The organism is Segatella copri, from assembly GCF_026015295.1.
GTDB classification, from domain to species: Bacteria; Bacteroidota; Bacteroidia; order Bacteroidales; family Bacteroidaceae; genus Prevotella; species Prevotella copri_C.
This window is the reverse complement of sequence record NZ_JAPDUW010000001.1, coordinates 2,765,656-2,790,150: the sequence shown is the minus strand read 5'-3', so window position 1 is coordinate 2,790,150 and position 24,495 is coordinate 2,765,656. Positions and strand designations below refer to the sequence as shown.

Here is a 24,495-nt window from a genome sequence, read left to right as displayed (position 1 = left end):
TTCATGTGCTTGCGTGCAACCATAGAAAAAATCAATTACGAAAACTCATTTGATTTCGATGCGGAGGGAATCCTTGTTGAATCGGATGCCGTCACGATTGATGAATCTGGATAAGGAACCATCGGCAGCCAGTTCTTTAGGAGTGCCGATAGAGAAACGGCTTTCTTCCATCAGCCAGAGACGGTCGGAGAGCTGGAGCGCCAACTCTACGTCATGGGTTGACAGTAATATGGATTTATGCTGTTCGTGCGCCAGACGGCTGAGCATCTGTAGGGTTTCTATCTTGCTGGGGAAATCGAGGAAGGCGGTAGGCTCGTCCAGGATGATGATGCGGGTTTGCTGCGCCAAGGCTTTGGCTATCATTACCTTCTGACGCTCACCATCGCTCAGTTCGCTGATGTTTCTCTGGGCTAGATTCTGAATGCCCGTTTCCTGAAGAGCAGAAGCAACAATCTGCTTGTCGGCAGCAGATAATGTGCCCCAGAAACCGGTATAGGGAGAACGGCCTATGCCAACAATCTCTTCTGCTGAGAGCTGGGCATGGTCTGTCTTCGATGTGAGAACGATGCTGATTTCTCTGGCGAGTTCCTGGGCAGAGAAATCGGAAAGAGATTTGTCTTGAATCAGAATTTCGCCATCAAGTGCGGGCTGAAATCCGGCTAAAGTTCTGAGTAAGGTAGATTTGCCCACTCCGTTGGCTCCGATGAGACAGGTCAGTTCACCGGCTTGGAGCGAGGCATGAACAGGTGAGGCTATCGCCCGGAGCTGGTGCTTCGAACGATAGCCTATAATCAGATTCTTTAATGTAATGCTTGATACCATCTAAAGAATATTTTCACCTTGAATGTTTACTTCCTGATAGAAAAGAGGAAGAATTACTTGGCTGCCAAAACCTCAACCTCTACGAGGGCGCCCTTTGGCAACTTCTCTACAGCTACGGCAGAACGGGCTGGATATGGCTGGCTGAAGAACTCGGCATAAACCTCGTTCATGGCTGCGAAATCGTCCATGCTGTTCAGATAAACTGTAGTCTTAACCACATGAGAAAGGTCGGTACCTGCTGCCTTCAGGATGTTCTGGGCGTTGGTGAGGCTCTGGCGAGTCTGCTCCTTGATGCCGCCTTCTACGAAATTGCCTGTTGCAGGGTCGATAGGAATCTGACCCGATGCAAAAACAAAACCATTTACTTCGATAGCCTGGCTATATGGACCGATAGCTGCAGGCGCATTGTCTGTGTGAATTGCGTTCATAATTTATTTTATTTTTCTATTATTAAATCAATCTAGATGCAAAGATAAGCATTTTTTCCCATAATAGGCCTGTTTCGCATCAAAATTTAATAAGTTTTCTTACTATATTCGCTCGGTGTACATCCAAATTGCTTCTTGAAGCTGGTTGAGAAGTGGGAGAGGGTGTTGAATCCCGTCATGTAGGCAATCTCCGAGATGTTGTACTTGCCTTCCACGATGAGGGTGGCGGCACGATTGAGCTTATAGGTCTTGAAGAAGACGCTTGGATTCTCTCCTGTGAGTCCCTTGACCTTGTAGTAGAGCTTTGTGCGGGAGATGTGCATCAGTTTCGTTACCTTGTTGACATCCAGTTCCGAGTTGGCCAGTTCCTGCTCCATCATATGATAGAGTTCATCCATAAAGAGTTTGTCTTGTGGCGACAGTACTTCCTCCACGTTCTTGTCGGTCTCCGTGGCGTTGGTCAGGATGGTCTTGGTCTTCTCGCGGTTGGTGAGTTGCGAGTTGATCATTGCCAGGAGGACCTTTGGGGTGAACGGTTTGGTAACGTAGGCATCTGCTCCGCTGTTCAGTCCCTCCACTTGGTTTTCGGTGGTGGTCTTTGCCGTTACCAGGATGACTGGGATATGGCAGAGTTGGATGTCTTGCTTGATTTCCTTGCAGAGATTATAGCCGCTCATTCCCGGCATCACCACATCGCTGAGGATGAGGCTAGGTTCTTCCTCCCTTGTCGCCTTCAGGGCACTCTCGGCATCGAAACGATAGATGATGCGATAGGATGATGCCAGGAGGGTACGAAGATAATGCACCACTTCGGTGTCGTCATCTACGATGAGTATTTTCGGACGGTTGTCTGTACTGTTATCTTGACTTACCTTGTCTGCCACTTTCTGACTGTCGTGCAGTGGAAAAGCCATCTTCTGGTCTTGCTCCAAAAGGGCTTTCTCGTTGGCGGCATAGAGGCTCTCATCGGTAGGCAGGGTAACGGTGAAGATGGCTCCCTGGCAGTCCTTGCGATTGCCCGCCTTTAAATCGCCATGGTGAAGGACGGCTAGGCTGCGGGCATAGTAGAGTCCGATGCCAGTACCCCAGTTGATGGTGCCTGTGGACTGGTTGTTCAACTGATAATATCGCTTGAAGATATTCTCCACCTCATTCTGTGGGATTCCCTTGCCTGTATCAGCCACCGTGATGGTGATAATCTGTTCTCCCTTGTTAGTGGTACCGGTGTCGAAAGATACATCTATCTTACCGCCACGAGGGGTAAACTTCATGGCGTTGGACATCAGGTTGTTGATAATCTTTTCCAGTTTGTCGGAATCCAGAAGCATCAGGTAGGAACCTTCCAGGCCGTGACAGTTCAAGGTGATACCTTTCTCCTCTGTATTCACGATGAAGAGGTCCATGATGCGTTTCATCTCGGTGATAATATCGGTTTGCTTGACGTGCAAGCGGAGTGTGTCGTTCTCCAACTTGTTGAAGTCGAGCAACTGGTTGACGAGTCTCAGCATTCTATCCACGCTTCGGTTGATGATGTTCAATAGCAACTTGTCGTGCTTGTTGATGCTTTCACTTTCGCAGAGTTGTTCCACTGGTCCCGAAATCATGGTGAGTGGTGTCCGGAACTCATGCGAGATATTAGCGAAGAAACTCATGTTCATCTTGTTGATGCGCAGTTCCTGCTCCTTCTCATCCTTAGCCTTTTGAACCATGTTCTTCTCGATGCTGATGCGCATCTTCTGCCGATAGATCACGAAGCCGACGCATCCCATTATAATAAGGTATAGGCACCATGCCCACCAAGAGTTCCAAGGCTCAGGGGCGATGCTTACCTGTATGCTTTTTTCGGCGATGATATTGTTGGAGTCGTTGCCTACCATCTTGACCTTGAAGGTATAGTTGCCAGCTGGCAGATTAGAGTAGTACGCCTCGTTGTTATTGCCTGCATCAATCCATGTATTGTCGAATCCTGCCATTTGGTAGAAGTAATGGATGTGCTTGTAGTCGCTGTAGTCGATGGCAGAAAAGGCGATGCTGAAGCTGTTTTGTTTGTAGCTTAGGTGGATATGGGGTGATTCTTCCATGCTCTCCTCGATGCATCCATTTTTGCCAGGAAGCATAATCTCATTATGTACCTTGAGTGTTTCGAAAAGCAGACTTATCTGTTGGTTCGTGTTTACGTTTTGCGGATTGAAGATGGTGAGTCCTTGGGTACCGCCGAAGATGAGTGTTCCATCTGATAGCTTACACGATGCCCTATCGTAGAATTGGAAGCCTTTCACACCGTCAGCCTCGTTGTAGGTGGTTACCTTTTCTGTTTTTCCATCTATCTTGTTGAGTCCATACAGCGTACTGACCCAAATGTTTCCATCTCTATCTTCCTCGATGCTGGAAATGTCGGAGCAGGAAATTCCTGCTATGGTGGTCAGCCTGCGGCTCTTTGCGTCATACTTCAAGAGTCCGTTGGTAACTGTACCCAACCAGATGTTGCCCTTGCGGTCTTGATAGTTCTTGGTAGGGATATACGCACTTCGCTTGATGCACTTCTTCCAGTCATCCGGATTCACTTTAAACTCTTGGACATCGAAGTTGTTTCCATTCATTTCCAGGATAGGTTTGTAGAAGGCAGATATGAGCATGTTGCCATTCTGCAAGCGCATGATGCTAGGAATGAAGCAGAAAGTGGTAGGGAAGAGTTGTTTTTTGGTCATCTCTCCACTTTGTGCTGAAATGCAGTAGATGTTGACGGATGCCGTGGATACCCAGATGTTACCCTTTGCATCTTGGCTGATGTCCATAGGCATGAAGCAAGGGTAGGAGGCTACCTTGTTGAGATGGGTGCCATCGTATTGGCACTTTGCCACATGGTCGCCATTGGCTAGCCATAGATGATTGCTGCTATCCACAAAGATGTTGGTGGTGGTATTCTTCCTGTTGCCGTTGCTATAGGAAATCATCGGTATGTTCTTGAGTTGCTGGGTTTGCAAGTCATACATATAGAGTCCGTTCTTCTTGGTAGAAATCCAAAGGTGATGATTCCTGTCGGCAGCTACGGAGAGTACGGACTGTTTGCCGATGGCACGTTGAAGGGCAGGCATGCTGTTAAACATATCCTTGTATCTATAGATGGTTTTTACGCCATCGTCTTCAGACCCGAGCCAAAGGTTGCCCTTGGAGTCGGTTAATATCTTGTTGACTTGCATATCAGGCACTTCGAATGGGAATTTCTTGTCGCTTTGTGGCAGGATGGTTCCCTCCTGGGCATTGAAATAGAATAATCCGTGCTTGGTGGTGCTAAGCAGAAGGTTGCCTTTTGCGCCATACGGATGGATGTAGTTGACCATGTCGTTGGGGATTTGCAAGCCTTGCAATGCTGCAGGGAGACCCCCCCCATTTCCTGGTATCCGTATCAAAGAGCTGCATTCCATTGTAGCCAGAGATGTAGAGCTGATGCCCATCGAGGAGAAAAGAGGCGATGGGATAACTCTGTACTGGGCTTTGGGCGATAAGTTTGAGATCTTGGGTGCGATACCCCTTGACAGAGTAAGGGGTAACAATCCACATCACATCTTTTCGGTCTATATGGCAAGAGATATGATAGCTGTTCTTCTCCAGCATTTTGGAGAGCTTGATGATGGCAGTGTTGGTATTTTCGTCATATTGATATAGGTCTGTCATCGTGAAGAAGAAGATTCTTCCCTCCTTGTCTTCTAGGATTTTTTCGATGTTCTTGTTAGTGCCATTGATACTTACTCGCTTGAAATTGCCATTGGCCTGGTATAGGCATACACCATTGACGGTGGCTACCCAGAGTCGGTTGTGGGAGTCACGGTAAATGTGGGTAATATTGTTGTCGGGCAATCCCAGTGAATCGTCCACGCAGTAGTATTGGTGATACTGGTTGCCATCATACTTGTTGAGACCACGGAAGGTACCTATCCAGATTTGTCCGTATCTGTCTTCGCAGATGCTCTTCACCTTTTGGTTGGAGATATGTTCAGACAGGACGAGGTTCTTCTCAGGTGAAGAAACTACGGGGCTGTCTTTTTGGTCCTGGCAAGCAGTAAGAAGAAGGGTTGCCAAGAGAATGAGTGCGTTATAAAATACCTTTGTTCGTTTCATAATCGATGGTTTTGATTGTAGCTGCAAAAGTACTATAAAACCCTGATATATACAAAGATTATAAGGCTTTTTAAACAAATAAGCAAGTTTTTGAACATATAGAAAACCCCATTTTGAACAAAAACGTAACACAAGAAAACAAGTTAGAAAAAGGTGTATGATAAAAAGTACTACCTTTGCAACCGTAAACAATTAACAGATTTACAAGAATATAAGCTTAATAAATAAAGTATTATCTTAAATGAGAAAAACCTATGAGGAAAATGAATGATTACAGAAGGTTTCTAACCTTCGTGTTCTTATTGATGATTTCCGGTTCTGCTGCCTTGGCGCAGGAACTGATGAAAGTCGCTGGTCTCGTAGTTGACCAAAATGCCGACCCTTTGATTGGTGTTACCGTGCGTGTGCAGGGAGACAACAAGGGTGGCGCTGTAACTGATATGGATGGTAACTTTACGATCCAGGTGCAAAAAGGTAAGACCCTTATCTTCTCTTATCTTGGCTATAAGAATAAAGAGGTCTTAGCCAACTCTTCCAAGCTTAAGATTACATTACATGAAGACAACAAGGTGCTCGACGATGTGGTAGTTGTGGGCTATGGCGTTCAGAAGAAGAGTTCTGTAACAGGTGCCATCTCTCAGGTGAAGAAAGAAGATATCGAGAATCGTACCATCACTAATGCCAAGGCTGCCTTGCAAGGTAAAACAGCAGGTGTACAGGTCATCTCATCATCATCTGCCCCAGGTTCCTCTCCAACCATTCGTATTCGCGGTTACTCTTCCAACGTTTCTTCCGACCCACTCTACGTAGTAGATGGTGTACGCTTGGGTGATATCAGTGGTCTTGACCCTAACGATATTGCTTCCATGGAAGTGTTGAAGGATGCAGCCTCAGCTGCCATCTATGGTGCGGAGGCTGGTAATGGTGTTGTACTCATCACCACCAAGAAAGGTGCAGTGGGCTCAGGCAGAATCACCTATGATTTTCAGTACACCACAGAAAGCTTAGCCAAGGTGCCCAAGCTCATGAATGCAGAGGAGTATATCCAATATATGAAGGAAGGCAAGACTTTCACAGAGGATTACCTCTTCAAGAACTGGGATGGCAAGACCAATACCTCTTGGGTAGATGCCATCTATGGCAAGGGACACATGCAGAAGCATAACATAGGTTTCAATGGTGGTAACCAGAACGGCAACTATTACCTTTCTCTCACCTATCTTGATAATAATGGTATGGTAAAAGGCGATAATGACGTTTATCGCCGTATGACCGCTACCATCAATGCGGAATATCAGATCAAGCCTTGGCTCAAGGTGGGTACAACCAATCAGATTGAAAAATATAATGTTCGCTCTGTTTCTGAGAGCAATGAGTATGGTGGCATGTTGACAGCTGTGCTTCAGATGGATCCTTTGACTCCTGTCACCTATGCTCCAGATAATCTCCCAGCCCACATGGCAAAAGCTTTGGCCAATGGCAAGCACCTCTTGACAGACGCCAATGGTAACTACTATGGTGTGTCTGCTTTCTATGCAGGTGAGCAATACAACCCATTCATCATGCGTGACAATGGCATATCTCGCAACAGTGGATTCAATGTCAATGGTTCTATCTATGCCGACTTCAAGCCATTCAAGGGCTTTGTGTTCACCTCTCGTTTGGGCTATCGTCTCTCTGGTGCTCGCAGTTCTTCGGCTTCACTTCCTTTCTATGGCAACGTTACACAGTCTCGCGATTTCGTGGACTATAGTGCCCAATCCAATACTTCCATCTATTATCAATGGGAGAACTTTGCCAACTACATGAAGAAGTTTGGCGAGCATACCATCAATGCCATGGCAGGTATCTCTTTCCAAGAATCTACCTACGATTATGTAAGTGGTCAGTTGGCTGCAAACAAAGAGGACGCAGTCAAGAAAAATAATCCGTTGTTCTTCTTCCTCAACTATGCTTCTGCCTCTGCCACCAAGGGTGTCGCTGGTGAAAAAACTCGCTCTGCCAAGTACTCTTACTTCGGACGTTTGAGTTATGATTACATGAACCGCTATTATTTGCAGGCTTCTCTCCGTGCAGATGCTGCCGACTTATCTAAGTTGCCATCTACCAATCGTTGGGGATATTTCCCTGCTGTATCTGCTGGTTGGACTATCTCCGAGGAGAAATTCTTTGCTCCTTTGCGTGACGTGGTTACGAGCTTGAAGTTGAGAGCCAGCTGGGGTCAGAATGGTAGTTTAGCTGCCTTGGGCGGTTATCGTTACAGCACCGATATGGCGCAGGGTAGCTTTTATCCGTTAGTTCCTGGTAATAATTATACAACGTCTGTTAGTCCATCTAGTATGGGTAACGATAAACTGAAGTGGGAGACTTCTGAGCAGACCAACTTCGGTATCGACGGTCTCTTGTTTAAGGGACGCATGAACTTCAGCATCGACTACTTCACCAAGAAAACCAAGGACTTGTTGGTAAACGGCACAACCCCATCATTGGTTATCGGTGGTACCACCTCTCCAATGAATGCAGGTAATGTAAGCAACAAGGGTTTCGAGTTTGAGTTGGGTTGGCGTGACAATATCGGCGACTTCAGCTATGGCATCCGTGGCAACCTCGCTACCTTGAAGAACGAGGTAACTTACATCGACCCTTCCATCACTCGTTTGCCAGGTTCTAACTTCCATACTTACACCATCACCTATTTTGAGCAGGGCTATCCTGTTTATTACTTCCGTGGCTATAAGTTCACTGGCGTTGATCCAGAGACTGGTAATCCTCAATTTGCCGACTTGGACAACAGTGGTGACATCTCAGATGGTGACTTGACCGACATCGGCAATGCCATTCCTAACTTCACCTATGGTATCACCTTGACAGCGGCCTATAAGGGCTTCGACTTTACCCTCTTCGGTAGTGGAGCTTCTGGCAATAAGATTTTCAACTGTATCAACCGCCCTGACTATCAGATGGTCAACAAGTTGAAAAAGGTATTCTATGACAACCGTTGGACTCCAGAGAATCCTAATGGAACCAAGCCACGTGCAGGTGCTGACAACATGGATAAGTACGCTTGCTCAAGTGCCATGGTATATGATGGCTCTTATTTCAAAATCAAGCAAATCCAGTTGGGTTACAACTTGCCAAAGCATCTCTTAAAGAAGGTGGCTATCAACAGCCTTCGCCTTTATGTATCACTTGATGATTTCTTCACCATCACCAAGTATCCAGGCTTCGACCCAGAGGCTTCAGCCAATGCCACCAGTGGTATGGGCATCGACAAGGGTGCTTATCCTATGGCAAAGAAAGTCGTCATGGGTTTCAACTTGGAATTTTAGACAATACAAATTATTCATCTATTAATGATTTAGCGTATTATGAGAAAGAATATCATATATAGCTTGCTCCTCGTAGTGGCAGCTTTGTTTGCCGGTTGTGAGAGCAGACTCGACATAGCGAAACATGGAAACATGGGCGGCCAGGATGATTTCTACCAGACTGATGAACAGACAGAGCAAGCTGTGGCTTCCATGTATTCCAGCCTGAAAGGATTGTATTACAACTGGTTCTTTACCAAGAATCTCCTTTCTGACGATGTATGGTGCGGTGGTGGTCAGCGTGGCGACAACACCTCCTTAGAGCAGTTGAACGAATATACCTATGGCACAGACAATGGCATGATACAAGGTGTGTTCTCTGGCTTGTATGGATTGATTTACCAGTCTAACTTGGTCATTGAGAAGGTGGCAAACGACACTCCTGTCAAGAAACGTGCCATCGCAGAGGCAAAGTTCTTCCGTGCTTGGGCAAACTTCGAACTTGTCACTTTGTGGGGTACAGCTCCTCTCGTAGATCATTTGTTGGAACCAGGTGAATATCGCCAAGGCAACAGCACACCTGAGGCTCTTTGGACAGCTGTAGAGTCAGACCTAAATGATGCCATCAGCATGAATGCACTTCCTTCCAAGAAGAACAAGGACGATCAGGAGACGGGTATGCGTGTTACCCAGGAAGTGGCAAAGGCTTATTTGGGCAAGGCTTATCTCTTCCAGAAAAAGTATCAGGAGGCTGCATCCGTACTCAATGAGGTGGTGGATTCCAAGAAGTACGACCTCTTCCGTGGCGACTATGACATGCAGTTTCATGCCGTCAACAACAACAACTGTGAGTCTATGCTCGAACTCCAGTGGCGCAACGACCAAGAGCAAACTTGGAGCCAATTTGACATGACCTTCTTGATGCAGGGATGGCGTACAGCCTATTTCAGTATGAGCGGTACTGCTGCCAACGAAATTGCCCAGGGTACATACGGATTCTTGAATCCTCGTAAGTCCTTGTACGATGCTTTTGTTAAGGCTGAAGGTCCTGATGGTTATCGCCTCAAGCATACGATGCTGAATGAAAGCCAAATGGCAGAATATGGCGCAAAAGTTTCGCCAGGTATGGCTGTCTATGGATGTGAGGGATATCTTATGTTCAAGAATCGCCAGTTGAAATCTGACTGTATCATGGATGCATCTTATTTTCAGGGATTTCAGTATACCGACCGTCGCATCATGCGTTATGCAGAGGTGTTGCTGTTGGCTGCCGAGGCTAACTTACAGGCTGGTCAGCCAGACAAGGCTCTCGATGACATCAACCAGATTCGTGAACGTGCCAAGGAGACTCCTTTGCAGAGCGTAACCTTGGATGACATCAAGACAGAGAAGCGCTTGGAACTTTGCTTGGAATCTGTCCGCTATCAAGACTTGGTGCGCTGGGGTGATGCTGAGGCTGCTCTTGGCACACAGGGCAAGCAAATTCCTAACTTCAGCTCCAAGGGGGTGACTTGGGATTACACCAACTCTTCTTATGGTTTCCAGAACAAGCACAAGTTGCTGCCTATTCCTCTCAAGGAAATAGAACTGAACCCTAACATCAAACAAAATGATGGATGGGCCATTTCTCAATAACTCATTATTAAAGAAACGAAATTATGAAAAAATATTTAGGCTTTATATTTGGGCTAATTGTAACAGGTTTGTTCTTTTCCGCCTGCAACAATGATGCGATTGATGATTTGCAAGGTGTGTATGGCGATATGCTGATTTGTCATTCTAATGAAGCTACCGTACAGCCCACCACAAAGTTGGGAAAAGGTATCAAGTCGCTCAACGTGGATATCAAGGATGCGCAAGGCAATGATGTGACTGTCAATTTCGGAAGTAGCGAGTGGATTTTGCCTTCTGCTACTTATGAAGTATCTAACAAAGTTGCCAATAAGACTTGTGTGGTAAAGGTGAATGGTGAGGCTATGCAGAGTGGCGGCCTCGATGTCACCATCTATGGAGGTGTATATTATTTCAGTGGTTTGTTCACCAACCAAGCTGGCAAGCGTGTGAAACTCGATTACCATGGCAATTTGACATTCGAGGTGGGAGTAGATGACCCAGAGGCATCGGGCTATATGATGATGATAGACGAGCAGCCAGTTACATCGTACGATTGGGCTACGGGTCAGACCACCGTGTTCCCTGGTGTAACAAAATATTCGGTTAGCGTAACATCGCCCGAGGGGGCTACCACCCTTTACCTCGATCTTATTAATGCTTCGGGCAATACGGCTACAGGTATAGTTGGTACCTATACTGTGCAAGGCAATGCCCATGATGCTTGGCTGTGCGACAACGGTTGGGTGAATCCCGCCTATAACGTGGCTGGCGGTAGCTATTATGTAGATGCCAGTGGCGTGAAGCAATATATCACCTCAGGACAGATAGAGGTCTCTACTGCCATGAGCAGTGAGGGTGCCGCTCTGTTCAACCTTGTGGCTAAGGACCTGGGTACCACTACTGCCGATGGAAAAACCACCAGCACCACGGGCAGCTTCTCAGTTAAGTTTGCTTCGTTAATGCAGGCTACGGGCACCGAGCTGCGCGACCAAACCATTAAGAGCACGGTGCTAGGTCGCACTATGAAATATTCGGTGTATTTGCCGAAAGGCTATGATAAAAGCAAAGAATATCCAGTGCTGTATATGCTGCATGGCGCTAATGGTAGCAATAACGATTGGCTGAATGGTGGAAAGATAAACGTTAATGCCTCGACTGCGGCCAGCGATGGCACAGCTCCTGAGATGATTGTGATTTGCCCCGACTGTGGTGGCGATAATTTTTATTGCGACAACTATAATGGCAATGATATAAAATATATGACCTACTTCTTCACTGAGTTCTTGCCTACGGTTGAGAACCTCTATGCTGTAAAGAAAGACCGTGCCTCGCGTGCCATTGGTGGCCTGTCGATGGGTGGCTTTGGATCGCTTTATTATGGTTTGCTGCATCCCGAAATGTTCTCGTATGTATATGCTTGCAGCCCCGCCACCTACATTGATGGCGCTCCTAACCTATATGATCTGTTGAGCAAGGCCGATGTATCGAAACTGCCGGGCATCACTATCGAGATAGGTACTGAAGATTTTCTCTTTCAGTCGGCTGGCTCTTTCAAACAGGCCCTTGATGCCAATAAGGTGCCTAACGAATACATCACTCGCGCTGGTACACACGACTGGCCCTTCTGGGTTGCATGCACGCCTAAAATTATGAAAAAGTTGGGTGAGGTGTGGCAATAATAAAGTGAAATTAAAAACATTAATTAAAAACAGATATGAAGAAACTACAAATTCTTGCAGCAGCGCTGCTCTTACATTTGGGCTGTTTCGCACAGCAAGCCTTGTTTAATCAGGTTCCTGTGCTCTCGCCTGAGATTCATGCAGACAAGACCGTTACTTTCCGCTGCATGGCACCAGGGGCTCAAAAAGTACAGATAACAGGTGACTTCTTGCCAACCAAGAAAATAGATACCCCGATGGGTAAGTATGATATGCCTGGAGTAGCCGATTTGAAGAAGGATGAGAAGGGTGTGTGGTCTTTTACAACCACTGCTCCTTTGGCACCAGAGCTTTATAGCTATACAATGATGGTAGATGGCGCCAGTGTTACCGACCATCTCAACGTCTATACCGTGCGTGACATCGCCAACGTTTCCAACTATTTCTTGATAGGTGGGGGAAAGGCAGATCTCTACAAGGTCAACAAGGTAGCGCATGGAACCGTATCAAAGGTCTGGTATGATGATGCCAAAGCTGGCCTTACTCGTCGTATGACAGTATATACTCCTGCTGGTTACGAGACCAGCAAGCAGAAATATCCTGTGCTTTATCTCTTGCATGGCATCGGTGGCGACGAGGAAGCGTGGATGGATTTGGGACGTGCTTCGCAAATTCTCGATAACCTCATTGCGCAAGGCAAGGCGAAGCCAATGATCGTTGTCATGACTAATGGCAATATCTCTCAGGAGGCAGCTCCAGGACAGACATCGGATAATCTGATAGTCCCTACATTGGGATTGCCTAAGACCATGGAGGGATCTTTCGAGGCATCTTTCCCTGAGGTAGTGAAGTTCATGGATAGTCGCTATCGTACCATCGCCAATACTCAAGGTCGTGCCATAGCAGGTCTTTCGATGGGTGGTTTCCACTCGTTCTATATTTCTATCAACAATCCTAAGACCTTTGGTTATGTAGGTTTGTTCTCCGCAGCCATCGGCAAGGAGCAGAGGAGCGGTGGTGCCAATGAGTATATCTACGACAATGTGGATGATAAGTTGGCTAACCTCTTTGCTGCCAAGCCAAAGCTCTTCTGGATTGGCATAGGTAATTCCGATTTCCTCTACAAGGACAACACCGCTTTGCGAAAGAAACTGGATAGCAAGGGCTACAAATATACCTATATGGAAACAGATGGGGGACATATTTGGCGAAATTGGAGAATCTATCTCGCTGAATTTGTACAAAAAATATTCTAATAATTACCAGGAAGGTCTTCTAAATCTTAGGAGACCTTCTATAGAATGAGACTAACAATTATCAAAATTAGACAACAATGAAGAAAATTACATTCTTGGCAACTGCCTTGCTGATGAGTCTTGGCAGTTTTGCCCAACAGGCATTGTTTGACAATGTTCCTGTTATCTCACCAGAGGTGAACGCCAATCATACCGTAACTTTCCGCTTGAAGGCTCCTAATGCCCAGAAGGTGCAGGTTACTGGTGATTTCTTGGCACCGAAAACCATTGATACACCAATGGGAAAGTATGATGCTCCTGGAGTAGCTGATATGACAAAAGATGAAAAGGGTGTTTGGACTTTTACCAGCCAGATGCTTTCTCCTGAGTTGTATTCTTACAATCTCCTTTTGGATGGAGTGAAGATTGTTGACCCAGGAAGTGTGTATATCACTCGTGATATTACCTCTGAAACCAATATATTCATTCTTTCAGACAAGAAAGGTGATTGTGGTGACCTCTATACCGTTAACGAAGTGCCTCACGGAAACGGTCTAAGGTATGGTATGATAGTCCTACGCTCAAGATGCAGCGCCGTATGACGGTCTATACTCCAGCAGGTTATGACAAGGGCAAGGATTATCCTGTTCTCTATCTGCTCCATGGCGCTGGTGGCGATGAGGATGCCTGGACTACTTTAGGACGTGCACAGCATATTCTTGATAATTTGATTGCCACAGGTAAGGCTAAGCCTATGGTCGTAGTGATGACCAATGGCAATCCTAATTGTCAGGCTGCTCCAGGTGAGTGGTCAGCAGGTCAATACATTCCTTCTTTCTATGGCTATCAAGGTGCCAAGCCAGCTGCCACCATGGATGAGAGTTTCCCTGATGTGATGAATTATGTGGAGAGCCACTACAAGGTTGCTAAAGACAAGGCTCATCGTGCCATCTGTGGACTCTCTATGGGCGGTGGTCATTCTTTCGATATCTCTCGTCGTTTCCCTACCAAGTTTGATTACATCGGACTCTTCTCTGCAGGTTTGCATGTGGGTACTACTGGCGATTTCCGTAGTGACTTCTACAAGCAGTTGCAGGGTAACGAGGAGGCTAAGACACAGTTGGCTACTCTGTTTAAGAACAAGCCAAAGTTGTATTGGATTGGTATGGGTAAGACCGATTTCCTCTACAAGAGCAGTGCAGACTTGCGTCGCTACTTCGATGAGAAGGGTTATAAATATACCTATTTGGAGACGGAGGGCGGACACATCTGGCGCAACTGGCGTGTGTATCTTACCGAGTTTGCACAGAAGATTTTCAAATGATAAAATAAGTTTTTCAAGTAATAGTTTAATAAAATAAGGTATAGACAATGATAAAACAGATTTTAGTTTCTTCATGTGTGCTTTTTTCTGCGACTTTCGTAGTCCAAGCACAGAACCCAAAGTTGGGTGTGTCTCCTATCCAGGATGTCATCAATGCGATGACTCTTGATGAGAAGATTCAGTTGGTGGTAGGTTCTACGGGTAAGTATGAGAGCCAGATGGAGGCTACCATTGGTAACCAGGGTCAGTTGGTACAGGGTGCCGCAGGTCAGGTGAATGGTATCGAGCGTTTGGGCATTCCTGCTACGGTTGTTGCCGATGGCCCTGCTGGTCTCCGCATCGACCCTAAGCGCAAGAATACCGACAAGACGTTCTACTGTACCCACTTCCCTGTGGCTACTGTGATGAGCTCTACCTGGAACAAAGACTTGGTGTATTCCGTAGGTACCTCTATGGGAGACGAGGTGAAGCATTATGGCGTAGATGTCTTGTTGGCACCTGCTACCAATATTATGCGTAATCCTCTTTGTGGTCGTAACTTTGAGTATTATTCAGAAGATCCATTGTTGGCTGGTACCATTTGTGCTGCTATGGTGAATGGTATCGAGAGCAACGATGTCGGTACTTCGTTGAAGCACTTCGCACTGAACAACCAGGAGACCAATCGTACTCGTAACAATGTTATCGGTAATCCACGTACTTTCCGTGAGATTTACTTGAAACCTTTCGAAATCGTTATCAAGGAGGCTCAGCCTTGGACAGTGATGACTTCTTACAATCTCATCAATGGTACGATGTCTAGTGAGCGTTGTGACTTGATAACAGAGATCCTTCGCCATGAGTGGGGATTCAAGGGCATGGTGATGACCGACTGGTTTGGTGGTCTTAGCGCAGCTGCCCAGATGGAAGCGGGTAACGACCTGTTGATGCCAGGTAAGGCAGACCAGGTGAAGGAGATTCGCAAGGCTGTGCTCAATGGTCGCCTGTCGATGGAAATCCTCGACCGCAATGTACGCCATATCTTGGAGTATATCATGCAGACTCCTCGTTTCAAGCAGTATGTTGCCGACAATAACCCTGATTTGAAGGGACATGCTTTGGTGGCTCGCAATGCCGCTACCGAGGGAATGGTGTTGTTGAAGAATAACAAGAATGTATTGCCACTCGTTCAGAAGATTAAGAACATAGCCCTCTTCGGCAATACTTCTTATGATTTCATAGCTGGTGGTACTGGTTCTGGCAATGTAAACCATGCTTATGTGGTAAGCTTGTTGGATGGTTTGAAGAATGCTGGCTATCAGGTGGATGGCGACATCCAGAAGGCATACATAGAGTATGCTCCAAAGGCAAAGGCAAACTTGCCAAAGCCAAAGAATCCTTTGGAGGCTTTCTTGCCTGGTCACTTCATCCCAGAGATGAGCCTTGCTGAATTGAATATGTCTGCTGCCGTCAAGAACAACGATATGGCAATCATCACTATTGGTAAGTCGTCTGGTGAGTTCTTGGATCGAAAGATTTCTGATAGCTTCAATCTCACCAAGGAGGAGAAGGATATGATTTCTGGCGTTTGCAACGCTTTCCATAAGGCCGGTAAGAAGGTGGTTGTCATCTTGAATGTTTGTGGCGTTATTGAGACCAAGAGTTGGATTGGTGGTCCTGATGCTGTATTGTTGTCTTGGTTGCCTGGTCAGGAGGGTGGTAACTGTGTTGCCGACATCTTGTCGGGTAAGGAGAATCCTTCTGGTCGTCTTCCTATGACATGGCCTGTAAGTTATAATGATGTTCCTTCTAAGGCTGATTTCCCTAACCCTGAGACTGTCAAGGTTGACGATGTGATTGGCATGTTTATGGGCAAGGGCATCGGTAGCAAGGGTGACGTGAAGAATGTGGATTACACCGAGTATAATGATGGCGTTTATGTAGGTTATCGTTATTACCAGACTAAGAATGTACCTGTATCTTATCCTTTTGGTTATGGTATGAGCTATACCACCTTTAAGTATGGCAAACCTGTGGTAACGAAGGATGCACAGGGCAATATCAAGGTCCTGGTGACAGTGAAGAATGCTGGTAAGGTAGCTGGTAAGGAAGTGGTTCAGGTATATGTGGCTGCTCCTGGCAAGGATATGGATAAACCAACCAGGGAACTCCGTGGTTTCGCCAAGACTAAGAATTTGCAGCCTGGTGAGTCGGAGACAGTTACTATCGACATCCCATACAAGAACCTGGCTTCTTTCAATGAGGTTGATAGTCAGTGGCAGGTTGAGGCTGGTGATTACAAGGTGATGGTGGCAAAGAATGCTGCCGATCTCAAGCCTCTCACTACCGTGATTACTGAGGAAGCTGGTGTAACCGAGAAGGTTCGCCCTTGCTTGCTCAAGGAAGTAAAGTAGCTCTATTAAAGATAAAGCTCAATAACAAAAGAGCTTGATGGTAATAAAGCTTTTAATGATATATAAAAAGAGGATGCGCTATCAACTGACGGCGCACCCTCTTTTTATATTTTATGGATTTTTGTAAGTCTCTGCACGGTTATACTATCCAGAGATGGAATCCCTTTGATTCCAAAGCCTCCTTGATTTCTTTTACGTGTTCCTCGTCGCGAGTCTCCATGGTGAGGCGGAGCACGCAGGCATTCACCTTGTTGCGGTTGGCTGAACGGTCGTGGTGAACACCGGTGATATTACCGCCCAATCCGGCGATGACAGAGCAGACCTCTACCAATTCGCCCGGTTTGTCATCCAGCTCCATCTCGATGGTGCAGAGACGGCCGCTCTTGGCAAGACCACGGGTGATGACGCGGTTCAGGATGGTTACGTCGATATTACCGCCGCTTACCACGCAGATGGTTTTCTTGCCCTTCACCGGAACCTTGTTGTACATCACGGCTGCCACACTGGCCGCACCGGCGCCTTCGGCTACCATCTTCTCACTCTCTATGAGTTTCAGGATGGCTGCACAAATCTCATCCTCGCTCACGGTTACGATTTCGTCAACATAGTTGGAGCAGGTTTCAAAAGTAATCTTGCCCGGTTCCTTTACGGCAATACCATCAGCAACGGTCGCTACAGAAGGCAACTTCTCCTGTTTATGATCGTGCAGACTCTGTACCATACTTGCTGCTCCTTCTGCCTGAACACCATATACCTTGACGTTAGGATTCAGCGACTTGATGGCAAAGGCTACACCAGAGATAAGTCCGCCGCCACCTACAGGAACGACGACAGCTTCTACATCTGGCAACTGGTCGAGAATCTCCAGACCGATGGTGCCCTGACCTGCAATGACGTTCTCATCATCGAAAGGATGAACGAAGGTGTAGCCATGCTCATCTTTCAGTTCCAGCGCCTTCTGGTAGGCATCATCGTAAACGCCAGGTACCAGACAGACTTCAGCACCCAGTCGCTTGGTTGCTTCTACCTTAGAGATAGGAGCGCCTTCAGGCAGACAGATAAGACTCTTCACTCCCATGGCGGTGGCACCGAGAGCTACACCCTGTGCATGGTTGCCCGCAGAACAGGCTATTACACCCTTCTTCTTTTCTTCATCGGTGAGTTGTGAAATCTTATAGTAAGCACCACGAATCTTGAACGAACCGGTCTTCTGCAGGCACTCTGGCTTCAAATAAACATCACTCTCTGGGTTGATTCTTGGCGTGTGAACCAGCTCAGTCTTTCTTATTACCTTGCTCAGCACGAAGCGAGCCTTATAGAAATTGTCAAGTTGTAACATAACTGCTGATATGTGTATAGTTTATTTCGTGCAAAGTTACTATTATTTGAAGAAAATACAAAATAATTCGGTTTAATTTTTGTTTATTCGATAATATTGCTTAACTTTGCGGCATAAAAACATAGTAACAAATAAACTAATTACTTTTATCTGGAAATGAAGAAAAACGTTTTAGCAGTAGCGCTGGCATTGATGGCAAGCATCGGTGCATACGCAGAGAAGAATACTGTCAGTTCTCCTGATGGTAAGTTGAATGTCGTGGTAGAAGACCGCGATGGCAAACTCTATTATTCCATCGACTATGCAGGCAAGCGAATGATGGAGGAATCACAGCTCGGACTCCTTGCCAATGTAGGCGATTTCAGTCAGGGCTTGACCTATCAGGGCAAGAATGAGATAAAGGTGGAGAAGAGCTATGACCTCCGCACCGCCAAGGTTTCGCATGTAGATTATCATGCCAACCAGCTCAACGTGACATACATCAACGGTAAGAAGCAGCCGATGACGGTTACCTTCAATGTAAGCAACAATGATGTGGCATTCCGTTATACTTTTGATCAACTGAAGGCTCAGCATCTCATCGTGAATGAGGAGAAGACTGCTTTCAATCTTCCTAAGGTAACCACCACTTACCTCTGTCCACAGTCGGATCCGCTCATCGGTTTTGCCCGTACCAAACCAAGTTATGAAGAAGATTATAAGGTGGATCAGCCTCTTACAGCCAAGTCGGGTTATGGTCATGGCTATACTTTCCCTTGCCTCTTCAAGGTAGGCGGCGATGGCTGGGTTTTGGTCAGCGAGACGGGTACTCATGGCAACTATCCGGGTTGTCACATCAGCGATTATGATGCTGCAAAGGGTTATCAGGTAGCCTTCCCTATGGAGAAGGAGGCTGATGGCATCGGTTCTACATCGGCAGCTTTCATTCTTCCGGGTTCCACTCCTTGGCGTACCATTACCGTGGGTTCTGATCTGAAGCCTCTGGTAGAGACCACCATTCCATACGATGTGGTAGAGCCAAGATTCGAGGCTTCCCAGAAATACGGAACAGGCAAGTATGCCTGGAGCTGGCTCATCTGGCAGGATGAATCCTGCAACTATAACGACCAGAAGCAGTTCATCGACCTGGCTGCTACCATGGGATATGAATATGTGCTGGTTGATGCGCTCTGGGATACCCAGATTGGTAGAGACAAGATAGCAGAGTTGAGCAAGTATGCGCAGAGCAAGAATGTGAGTCTGATGCTCTGGTATAATTCCAATGGTGTGGCCAACGATGCACCTCAGGGTCCTCGTGGCATCATGGATAACATCGTAGCTCGCAAGAAGGAGATGGCCTGGATGAAGAGTATCGGCATCAAGGGCATCAAGGTAGATTTCTTTGGTGGCGACAAGCAGCATACCATGCAGCAGTATGAAGACATCCTGAGCGATGCCAACGATTATGGCATTCAGGTTATCTTCCATGGCTGCACCCTGCCAAGAGGTTGGGAGCGCATGTATCCTAACTATGTATCGAGCGAGGCTGTACTGGCTTCGGAGAATGTATTCTTCTCTGATTATCATGCCAAGCAGGAGGCTTTTGAACTGACCATGCATCCATTCTGCCGCAACGCCGTGGCTGCGATGGATTGGGGTGGTACCATCATGAACAAGTATCTCTCTAAGGATAACAAGAGTCGTCATCGCCGTTATACCACCGATGTTTTCGAGATGGCTTCGGCTATCATTAACCAGGCTGCTATCCAATGTATCGCCATCTATCCGAACAATCTCTCTGAGCTTCCTCAGCACGAGATTGATTTCCTGAAGAGCGTTCCTACAACCTGGGATGAGACTAAGTTCATCGCCGGTTATCCTGGAAAATATGCCGTTGTTGCCCGTCGCCATGGTGATAAATGGTATGTTGCCGGTTTGAACGGCACCGACCAGGTGATGAAGCTCACCCTGAATCTGCCAATGCTTGCCGGCAAGAGCGTTACCTATTATCATGAAACAGCCAGCAAGGACAAGAAGGCTCTCTGGCCAGTATCGCAGATGAAGACCGTAAAGGTGGATAAGAAGGGAAACCTGAAGGTAGTCATGCAGCCTAAGGGTGGACTGATTGTTGAAAAGTAAAAAGGTAAAAAAGTAAAAAGGTAAAAAGAAACTAGGGAGATTATACCCCGCTAGGCTTTTTTACCTTTTTACTTTTTTACCTTTTTACTTTTAAAAATCCTTTTTACAGAAATGTTCCAAAGCAGCAGCTATGCCATCTTCTTCATTGGAAAGCGTGATGTAGTCGGCTTCGGCTCTAACCTCTGGTGCTGCATTCTGCATGGCTACACCCATACCTGCCAGTTTCAGCATGCTCAGGTCGTTGTAGCCATCTCCGAAAGCAATCATATCGGCTGGGGTGAGATTGATTTTCGACAGAAGGCGGAGCAGGGACTTTGCCTTGTCGATGCCTTTAGGAACCAGTTCCAGGAAGAATGGGGCTGAGCGGAAGATGTCCATCCTGTCGCCCAGAATCTCTGAAAGCTCGTTTTCTGCCTTGAGCATATCTGCCGGGTCGCCTGTCATGAGGAGCTTGGTAGGGTGAGGCTCCAGGGCTTCGAACAGGTTTTCTACCTTTCGGATGTTCATCTTGTTGATACGCGATTCTTCCTTCACATACTGGTCGTCGGGCATCTCGGTGATAATCTCGTTGCCGGCATATCCCAGCAGGGCATGGTTCTTCTCCTTCGCGTACCTATATAATATAGGTATCACCTCATCAGGCAGGAACTGGGCGAAGAGTTTTTCGCCAGTCTTGGCATTCACGATGTTGCCGCCATTATAAGATAGGATGTATCCGCCTCGCTTATCCAGTTCCAGACATTCCGCCACCGGTTCGATGCCGTAGGTCGGTCTGCCTGAAGCAAGGATGATAACAACACCCTCGGCTTCTGCCTGGAGCAGCGCTTCGCGGGTTTTCGGGGTAACCACCTTGTCGTGGTTGGTCAGGGTGCCATCCAGATCAAGGGCGATGGCACGGTATGGAAGATGATTCATATTTGATATATTATTGTATTTCTAATTTGACTGCAAAGGTAAGATAAAAAAACGATTGTAACAAAAAAAAGCGTTAAATATGATATAAATATAGGTGTTTGACTGATAATTACCTGCTTTTTGTTGTTTATTATACACTATAGTCGGAAAGTTTTCTTATCTTTGCAACCGAAATAACAAACAATAATATTAAATTAATAAAACCTATTTGAAAATGAAGAGATTAATTTCTGCAGTATTGCTTTCGGCAGCCGTAGTTGTGCCAACCATAGCGAAGAATGCAAAGACATTGGGCAATGGTTATCCATTTACTCAGGTTCCTTTCACCAGTGTGAAGATTTCACAGAATACTTTCTGGGGTGCCCGACTGAAGGCAGCCCGAGAGGTAACCGTGCCATTGGCTTTCAGCAAGTGCGAAAGCGAGCACCGTTACAAGAACTTCGAGATGGCTGCTTATACCTTGCAGCATCCTAACCACCCGGGTTTGGATACCAAGGAGTGGGATGTGAGCAAGTTCATGGGCTTCTCTTTCGATGATACCGATGTTTATAAGACCATCGAAGGTGCCAGCTACATCCTCCAGACTTATCCGAACAAGAAGTTGAAGGCTTACATCGACAGCGTGCTCGATGTAGTAGCTGCGGCACAGGAGCCAGATGGCTATCTCTATACCGCCCGTACCATCAACCCAAAGCATCCACATCAGTGGTCGGGAAATAAGCGTTGGGTCAAGGACGAGGAGGCGAGTCACGAGCTTTACAACCTCGGTCACATGGTAGATGCAGCCTGCGCCCACTATCAGGCTACGGGTAGCACCAAGTTCCTGAACATCGCCAAGCGCTATGCCGATTGTGTGGTAAGGGAAGTAGGTCCTAAGGCAGGACAGGCTACCATCGTTCCTGGTCATCAGATTGCCGAGATGGCTTTGGCTCGTCTCTATACCTTGACCGGTGAGAAGAAGTATCTGGATGAGGCTAAGTATCTGCTCGATTATCGTGGCAAGACTCATATCCGCAACCCATATTCTCAGAGCCAGGCTCCTATCTTGGAGCAGAAAGAGGCTGTTGGTCATGCAGTTCGTGCCGGATATATGTATGCCGGTATTGCCGATGTGGCTGCCCTGACCAAGGATTCTGCCTATATGAAGGTGATTGACCGTATTTTCGAGAACATCGTTGGCAAGAAATACTATCTTACAGGTGGTGTAGGTGCCCGTCATGCAGGTGAAGCTTTCGGCGAGAACTATGAGTTGCCAAACATGACTGCCTATAACGAGACTTGTGCAGCCATCTCTATGGTTTACCTCTTCGAACGTATGTTCCTGCTTCACGGCGAGAGCAAGTATATCGACTGCATGGAGCGTACCTTATATAATGGTGTCATATCTGGTATGAGCATGGACGGTGGTAGATTCTTCTATCCAAACCCATTGTCTAGCGATGGCAAGTACAAGTTCAATGCCGATGGCAATACTACCCGCCAGCCTTGGTTCGGATGTGCCTGCTGCCCGAGTAACTTGTGCCGTTTCATCCCTTCCGTTCCGGGTTATCTCTATGGCGTGAAGGACAACAACATCTATGTAAACCTCTTTGCCGGCAATACATCTACCATCAAGGTGAATGGCAAGGATGTGGTTCTGGAGGAGACTACCGAGTATCCTTGGAACGGCGACATCAAGATTGCTGTGAAGAAGAGCGGTGTGAAGAATGCCAACCTCCTGGTCCGTATTCCTGGATGGGTTCGCAACCAGGTGGTGCCTAGCGATCTTTACAAGTATAGCGATGCAGAGAAGCCTGCTTACACAGTAACCGTAAACGGCAAGGCTGTAGAGGCTGATCTCGATGCCAACAAGGGTTATCTGCCTGTCAAGAACATCAAGAAGGGCGATGTAATCCGTATCCATTTTGATATGCCTATCCGTACAGTTGTAGCTAACGGCAAGGTGGCAGATGATAAGGGTAAGGTTGCCGTAGAGCGTGGACCATTGGTATATTGTGCTGAGGCTGTGGATAATCAGAACGAGCCAGTGCTCCGTGCCGTCATGGCCAAGAAGCCTGCCTTCTCGCTGGTAGATAACTACAGCATTCAGAACACCGAGACCAAGGGTGCTCCTGCCTTCTCTGTCAAGGCCATCAAGGCTGATGCCCAGATTCTGGAAGAGGGTGCCAATGGTGTATCTGTCAAGAACGATGTGTTGACTCTGATTCCTTACTATGCTTGGAATCATCGTGGAGCTAATCAGATGAACGTCTGGTTCTATCAGAATTTAAGTGTGTTGGATAAATAATTTATGATTAGAAATTGATATTCATCTGCTGTCTGAAATATGGGTGCAAATATACAAAATTTCCTTTATAAGGGGAAAAAAATACCAAAAAGTTTCCTCTATAAAGGAAACTTTTATATAAAATCTTTCCTTTATAAGGGAAATATTATGTTTATTCTACTTCGCTCCAATCAATTGTCAGGAAAAGTCAGAGTGTCTACTATTTCAGTTTTATGAAATTGATAGTGTCTACCTTTTTAGTTTATAAAGTAAAAAAGTGTCTACTGAAATCAGTATGTAGTCAACTAAATATAGGAAAACTACAATACCAGCCATGCTCTTCAAGCGGTCCCTCGGGGATCACGTGATGGGGAACTGGTGAACAAGAGACGGGCAACCGTTGCTCACGTGATGGTCAACGAGTGCCCAAACGGATAGCTACAATTTGGGCAATATGTTGTTGACTTTTTCTCCTTATTATATATAGCTGCTTGCAAAGTTAGTACTTTTTCTTGATAATAAGGAGAATTATGAAGTTTTTTAGAAAAATATCATGAAAAATTTTGTGGTTCCGATAATTTATTATATTTTTGCAAATGTATCCCATGCCGATGGCTGTAAGAGGCATTCTAATGTGCTGATTGTGGCGAGTAGGGAAGTGGGACATTCTGTAAATTGGGAATGGCGTTTGCTAAGCGCTTGTTCATGACAAACTGAAACCTGAGAAATTTCAATTCCCTGTCAAGAACATGGCAACTGGTAGATGCCACGTTGTATGATAATATCATTTAGTATATTAATCATATCGGCGTGGGGTCTGTGGTTGCTCGTTCAACGGGGAAGGGCAATCTCAGGGCCTCAGTTTGTGGAACGGGTGACGGGCATGATCCCCGCTTTTTCTTTTTTATAGTCTAACAACATGAGTGCTTCATGCTTAATAAAAACGAATCTGTCTC

13 protein-coding genes and 1 pseudogene are annotated in these 24,495 nt (G+C 46.4%); 8 read left to right on the top strand and 6 right to left on the bottom strand.

Annotation, left to right across the window (positions count from 1 at the left end):
• Positions 1-45 precede the first annotated feature (45 nt).
• The 4 genes from ONT18_RS11765 to ONT18_RS11750 all read right to left on the bottom strand — a co-directional run bounded on the left by ONT18_RS11765 (position 46) and on the right by ONT18_RS11750 (position 5,369).
• Positions 46-822, bottom strand: a complete 777-nt coding sequence (locus ONT18_RS11765) for an ABC transporter ATP-binding protein (protein ID WP_264905751.1) — start codon at positions 820-822, stop codon at positions 46-48.
• Positions 823-875: 53 nt separating this feature from the next.
• The gene (locus ONT18_RS11760) at positions 876-1,250 is read right to left on the bottom strand and encodes a RidA family protein (protein WP_006848032.1); all 375 of its coding nucleotides are present in this window, start codon (positions 1,248-1,250) and stop codon (positions 876-878) included.
• 86 nt (positions 1,251-1,336) lie between these two features.
• A complete protein-coding gene (locus tag ONT18_RS11755; RefSeq protein ID WP_264905750.1) occupies positions 1,337-4,591 on the bottom strand; it encodes a response regulator in 3,255 nt (1,084 codons plus the stop codon).
• On the bottom strand, positions 4,542-5,369 hold the full coding sequence (locus tag ONT18_RS11750) for a ligand-binding sensor domain-containing protein (RefSeq protein ID WP_264905748.1): 828 nt from the start codon (positions 5,367-5,369) through the stop codon (positions 4,542-4,544). The genes ONT18_RS11755 and ONT18_RS11750 overlap by 50 nt, the downstream gene beginning before the upstream one ends.
• A 263-nt stretch (positions 5,370-5,632) precedes the next feature.
• Between ONT18_RS11750 and ONT18_RS11745 the strand changes: the two genes are divergently transcribed.
• From ONT18_RS11745 to ONT18_RS11720, 6 genes and pseudogenes are all read left to right on the top strand, one after another.
• Entirely contained in the window at positions 5,633-8,698 is a 3,066-nt protein-coding gene (locus ONT18_RS11745; RefSeq protein ID WP_264905747.1) for a SusC/RagA family TonB-linked outer membrane protein, read from the top strand.
• A 39-nt stretch (positions 8,699-8,737) separates the two neighbouring features.
• The gene (locus ONT18_RS11740) at positions 8,738-10,312 is read left to right on the top strand and encodes a RagB/SusD family nutrient uptake outer membrane protein (RefSeq protein ID WP_264905746.1); all 1,575 of its coding nucleotides are present in this window, start codon (positions 8,738-8,740) and stop codon (positions 10,310-10,312) included.
• 23 nt (positions 10,313-10,335) lie between these two features.
• Complete coding sequence (locus ONT18_RS11735) at positions 10,336-11,970, top strand: alpha/beta hydrolase (protein ID WP_264905744.1); 1,635 nt, start codon at positions 10,336-10,338, stop codon at positions 11,968-11,970.
• Between the two features lie 35 nt (positions 11,971-12,005).
• A complete protein-coding gene (locus tag ONT18_RS11730) occupies positions 12,006-13,205 on the top strand; it encodes an esterase (protein WP_264905743.1) in 1,200 nt (399 codons plus the stop codon).
• Between the two features lie 77 nt (positions 13,206-13,282).
• Positions 13,283-14,508 (top strand): annotated as a pseudogene (locus ONT18_RS11725) (esterase).
• 50 nt (positions 14,509-14,558) lie between these two features.
• Positions 14,559-16,901: a glycoside hydrolase family 3 C-terminal domain-containing protein gene (locus ONT18_RS11720; RefSeq protein ID WP_437183738.1), complete on the top strand. Its 2,343-nt coding sequence runs from the start codon at positions 14,559-14,561 to the stop codon at positions 16,899-16,901.
• Between the two features lie 139 nt (positions 16,902-17,040).
• Here the strand turns inward: ONT18_RS11720 and ilvA are convergent, their stop codons facing one another.
• A complete protein-coding gene (ilvA, locus tag ONT18_RS11715) occupies positions 17,041-18,240 on the bottom strand; it encodes a threonine ammonia-lyase (RefSeq protein WP_264905740.1) in 1,200 nt (399 codons plus the stop codon).
• Between the two features lie 156 nt (positions 18,241-18,396).
• On the opposite strand from ilvA, the gene ONT18_RS11710 reads away from it, so the two are divergent.
• Positions 18,397-20,358 carry a glycoside hydrolase family 97 protein gene (locus ONT18_RS11710; protein ID WP_264905738.1) on the top strand — a complete coding sequence of 654 codons (1,962 nt, stop codon included), beginning with the start codon at positions 18,397-18,399 and terminating at the stop codon, positions 20,356-20,358.
• A 90-nt stretch (positions 20,359-20,448) separates the two neighbouring features.
• On the opposite strand, the gene ONT18_RS11705 is transcribed toward ONT18_RS11710, so the two are convergent.
• The gene (locus tag ONT18_RS11705) at positions 20,449-21,273 is read right to left on the bottom strand and encodes a Cof-type HAD-IIB family hydrolase (protein ID WP_118200709.1); all 825 of its coding nucleotides are present in this window, start codon (positions 21,271-21,273) and stop codon (positions 20,449-20,451) included.
• A gap of 214 nt (positions 21,274-21,487) precedes the next feature.
• Here ONT18_RS11705 and ONT18_RS11700 point away from each other — a divergent pair, with 214 nt between their 5' ends.
• The gene (locus ONT18_RS11700; RefSeq protein ID WP_264905735.1) at positions 21,488-23,560 is read left to right on the top strand and encodes a glycoside hydrolase family 127 protein; all 2,073 of its coding nucleotides are present in this window, start codon (positions 21,488-21,490) and stop codon (positions 23,558-23,560) included.
• Positions 23,561-24,495: the final 935 nt, after the last annotated feature.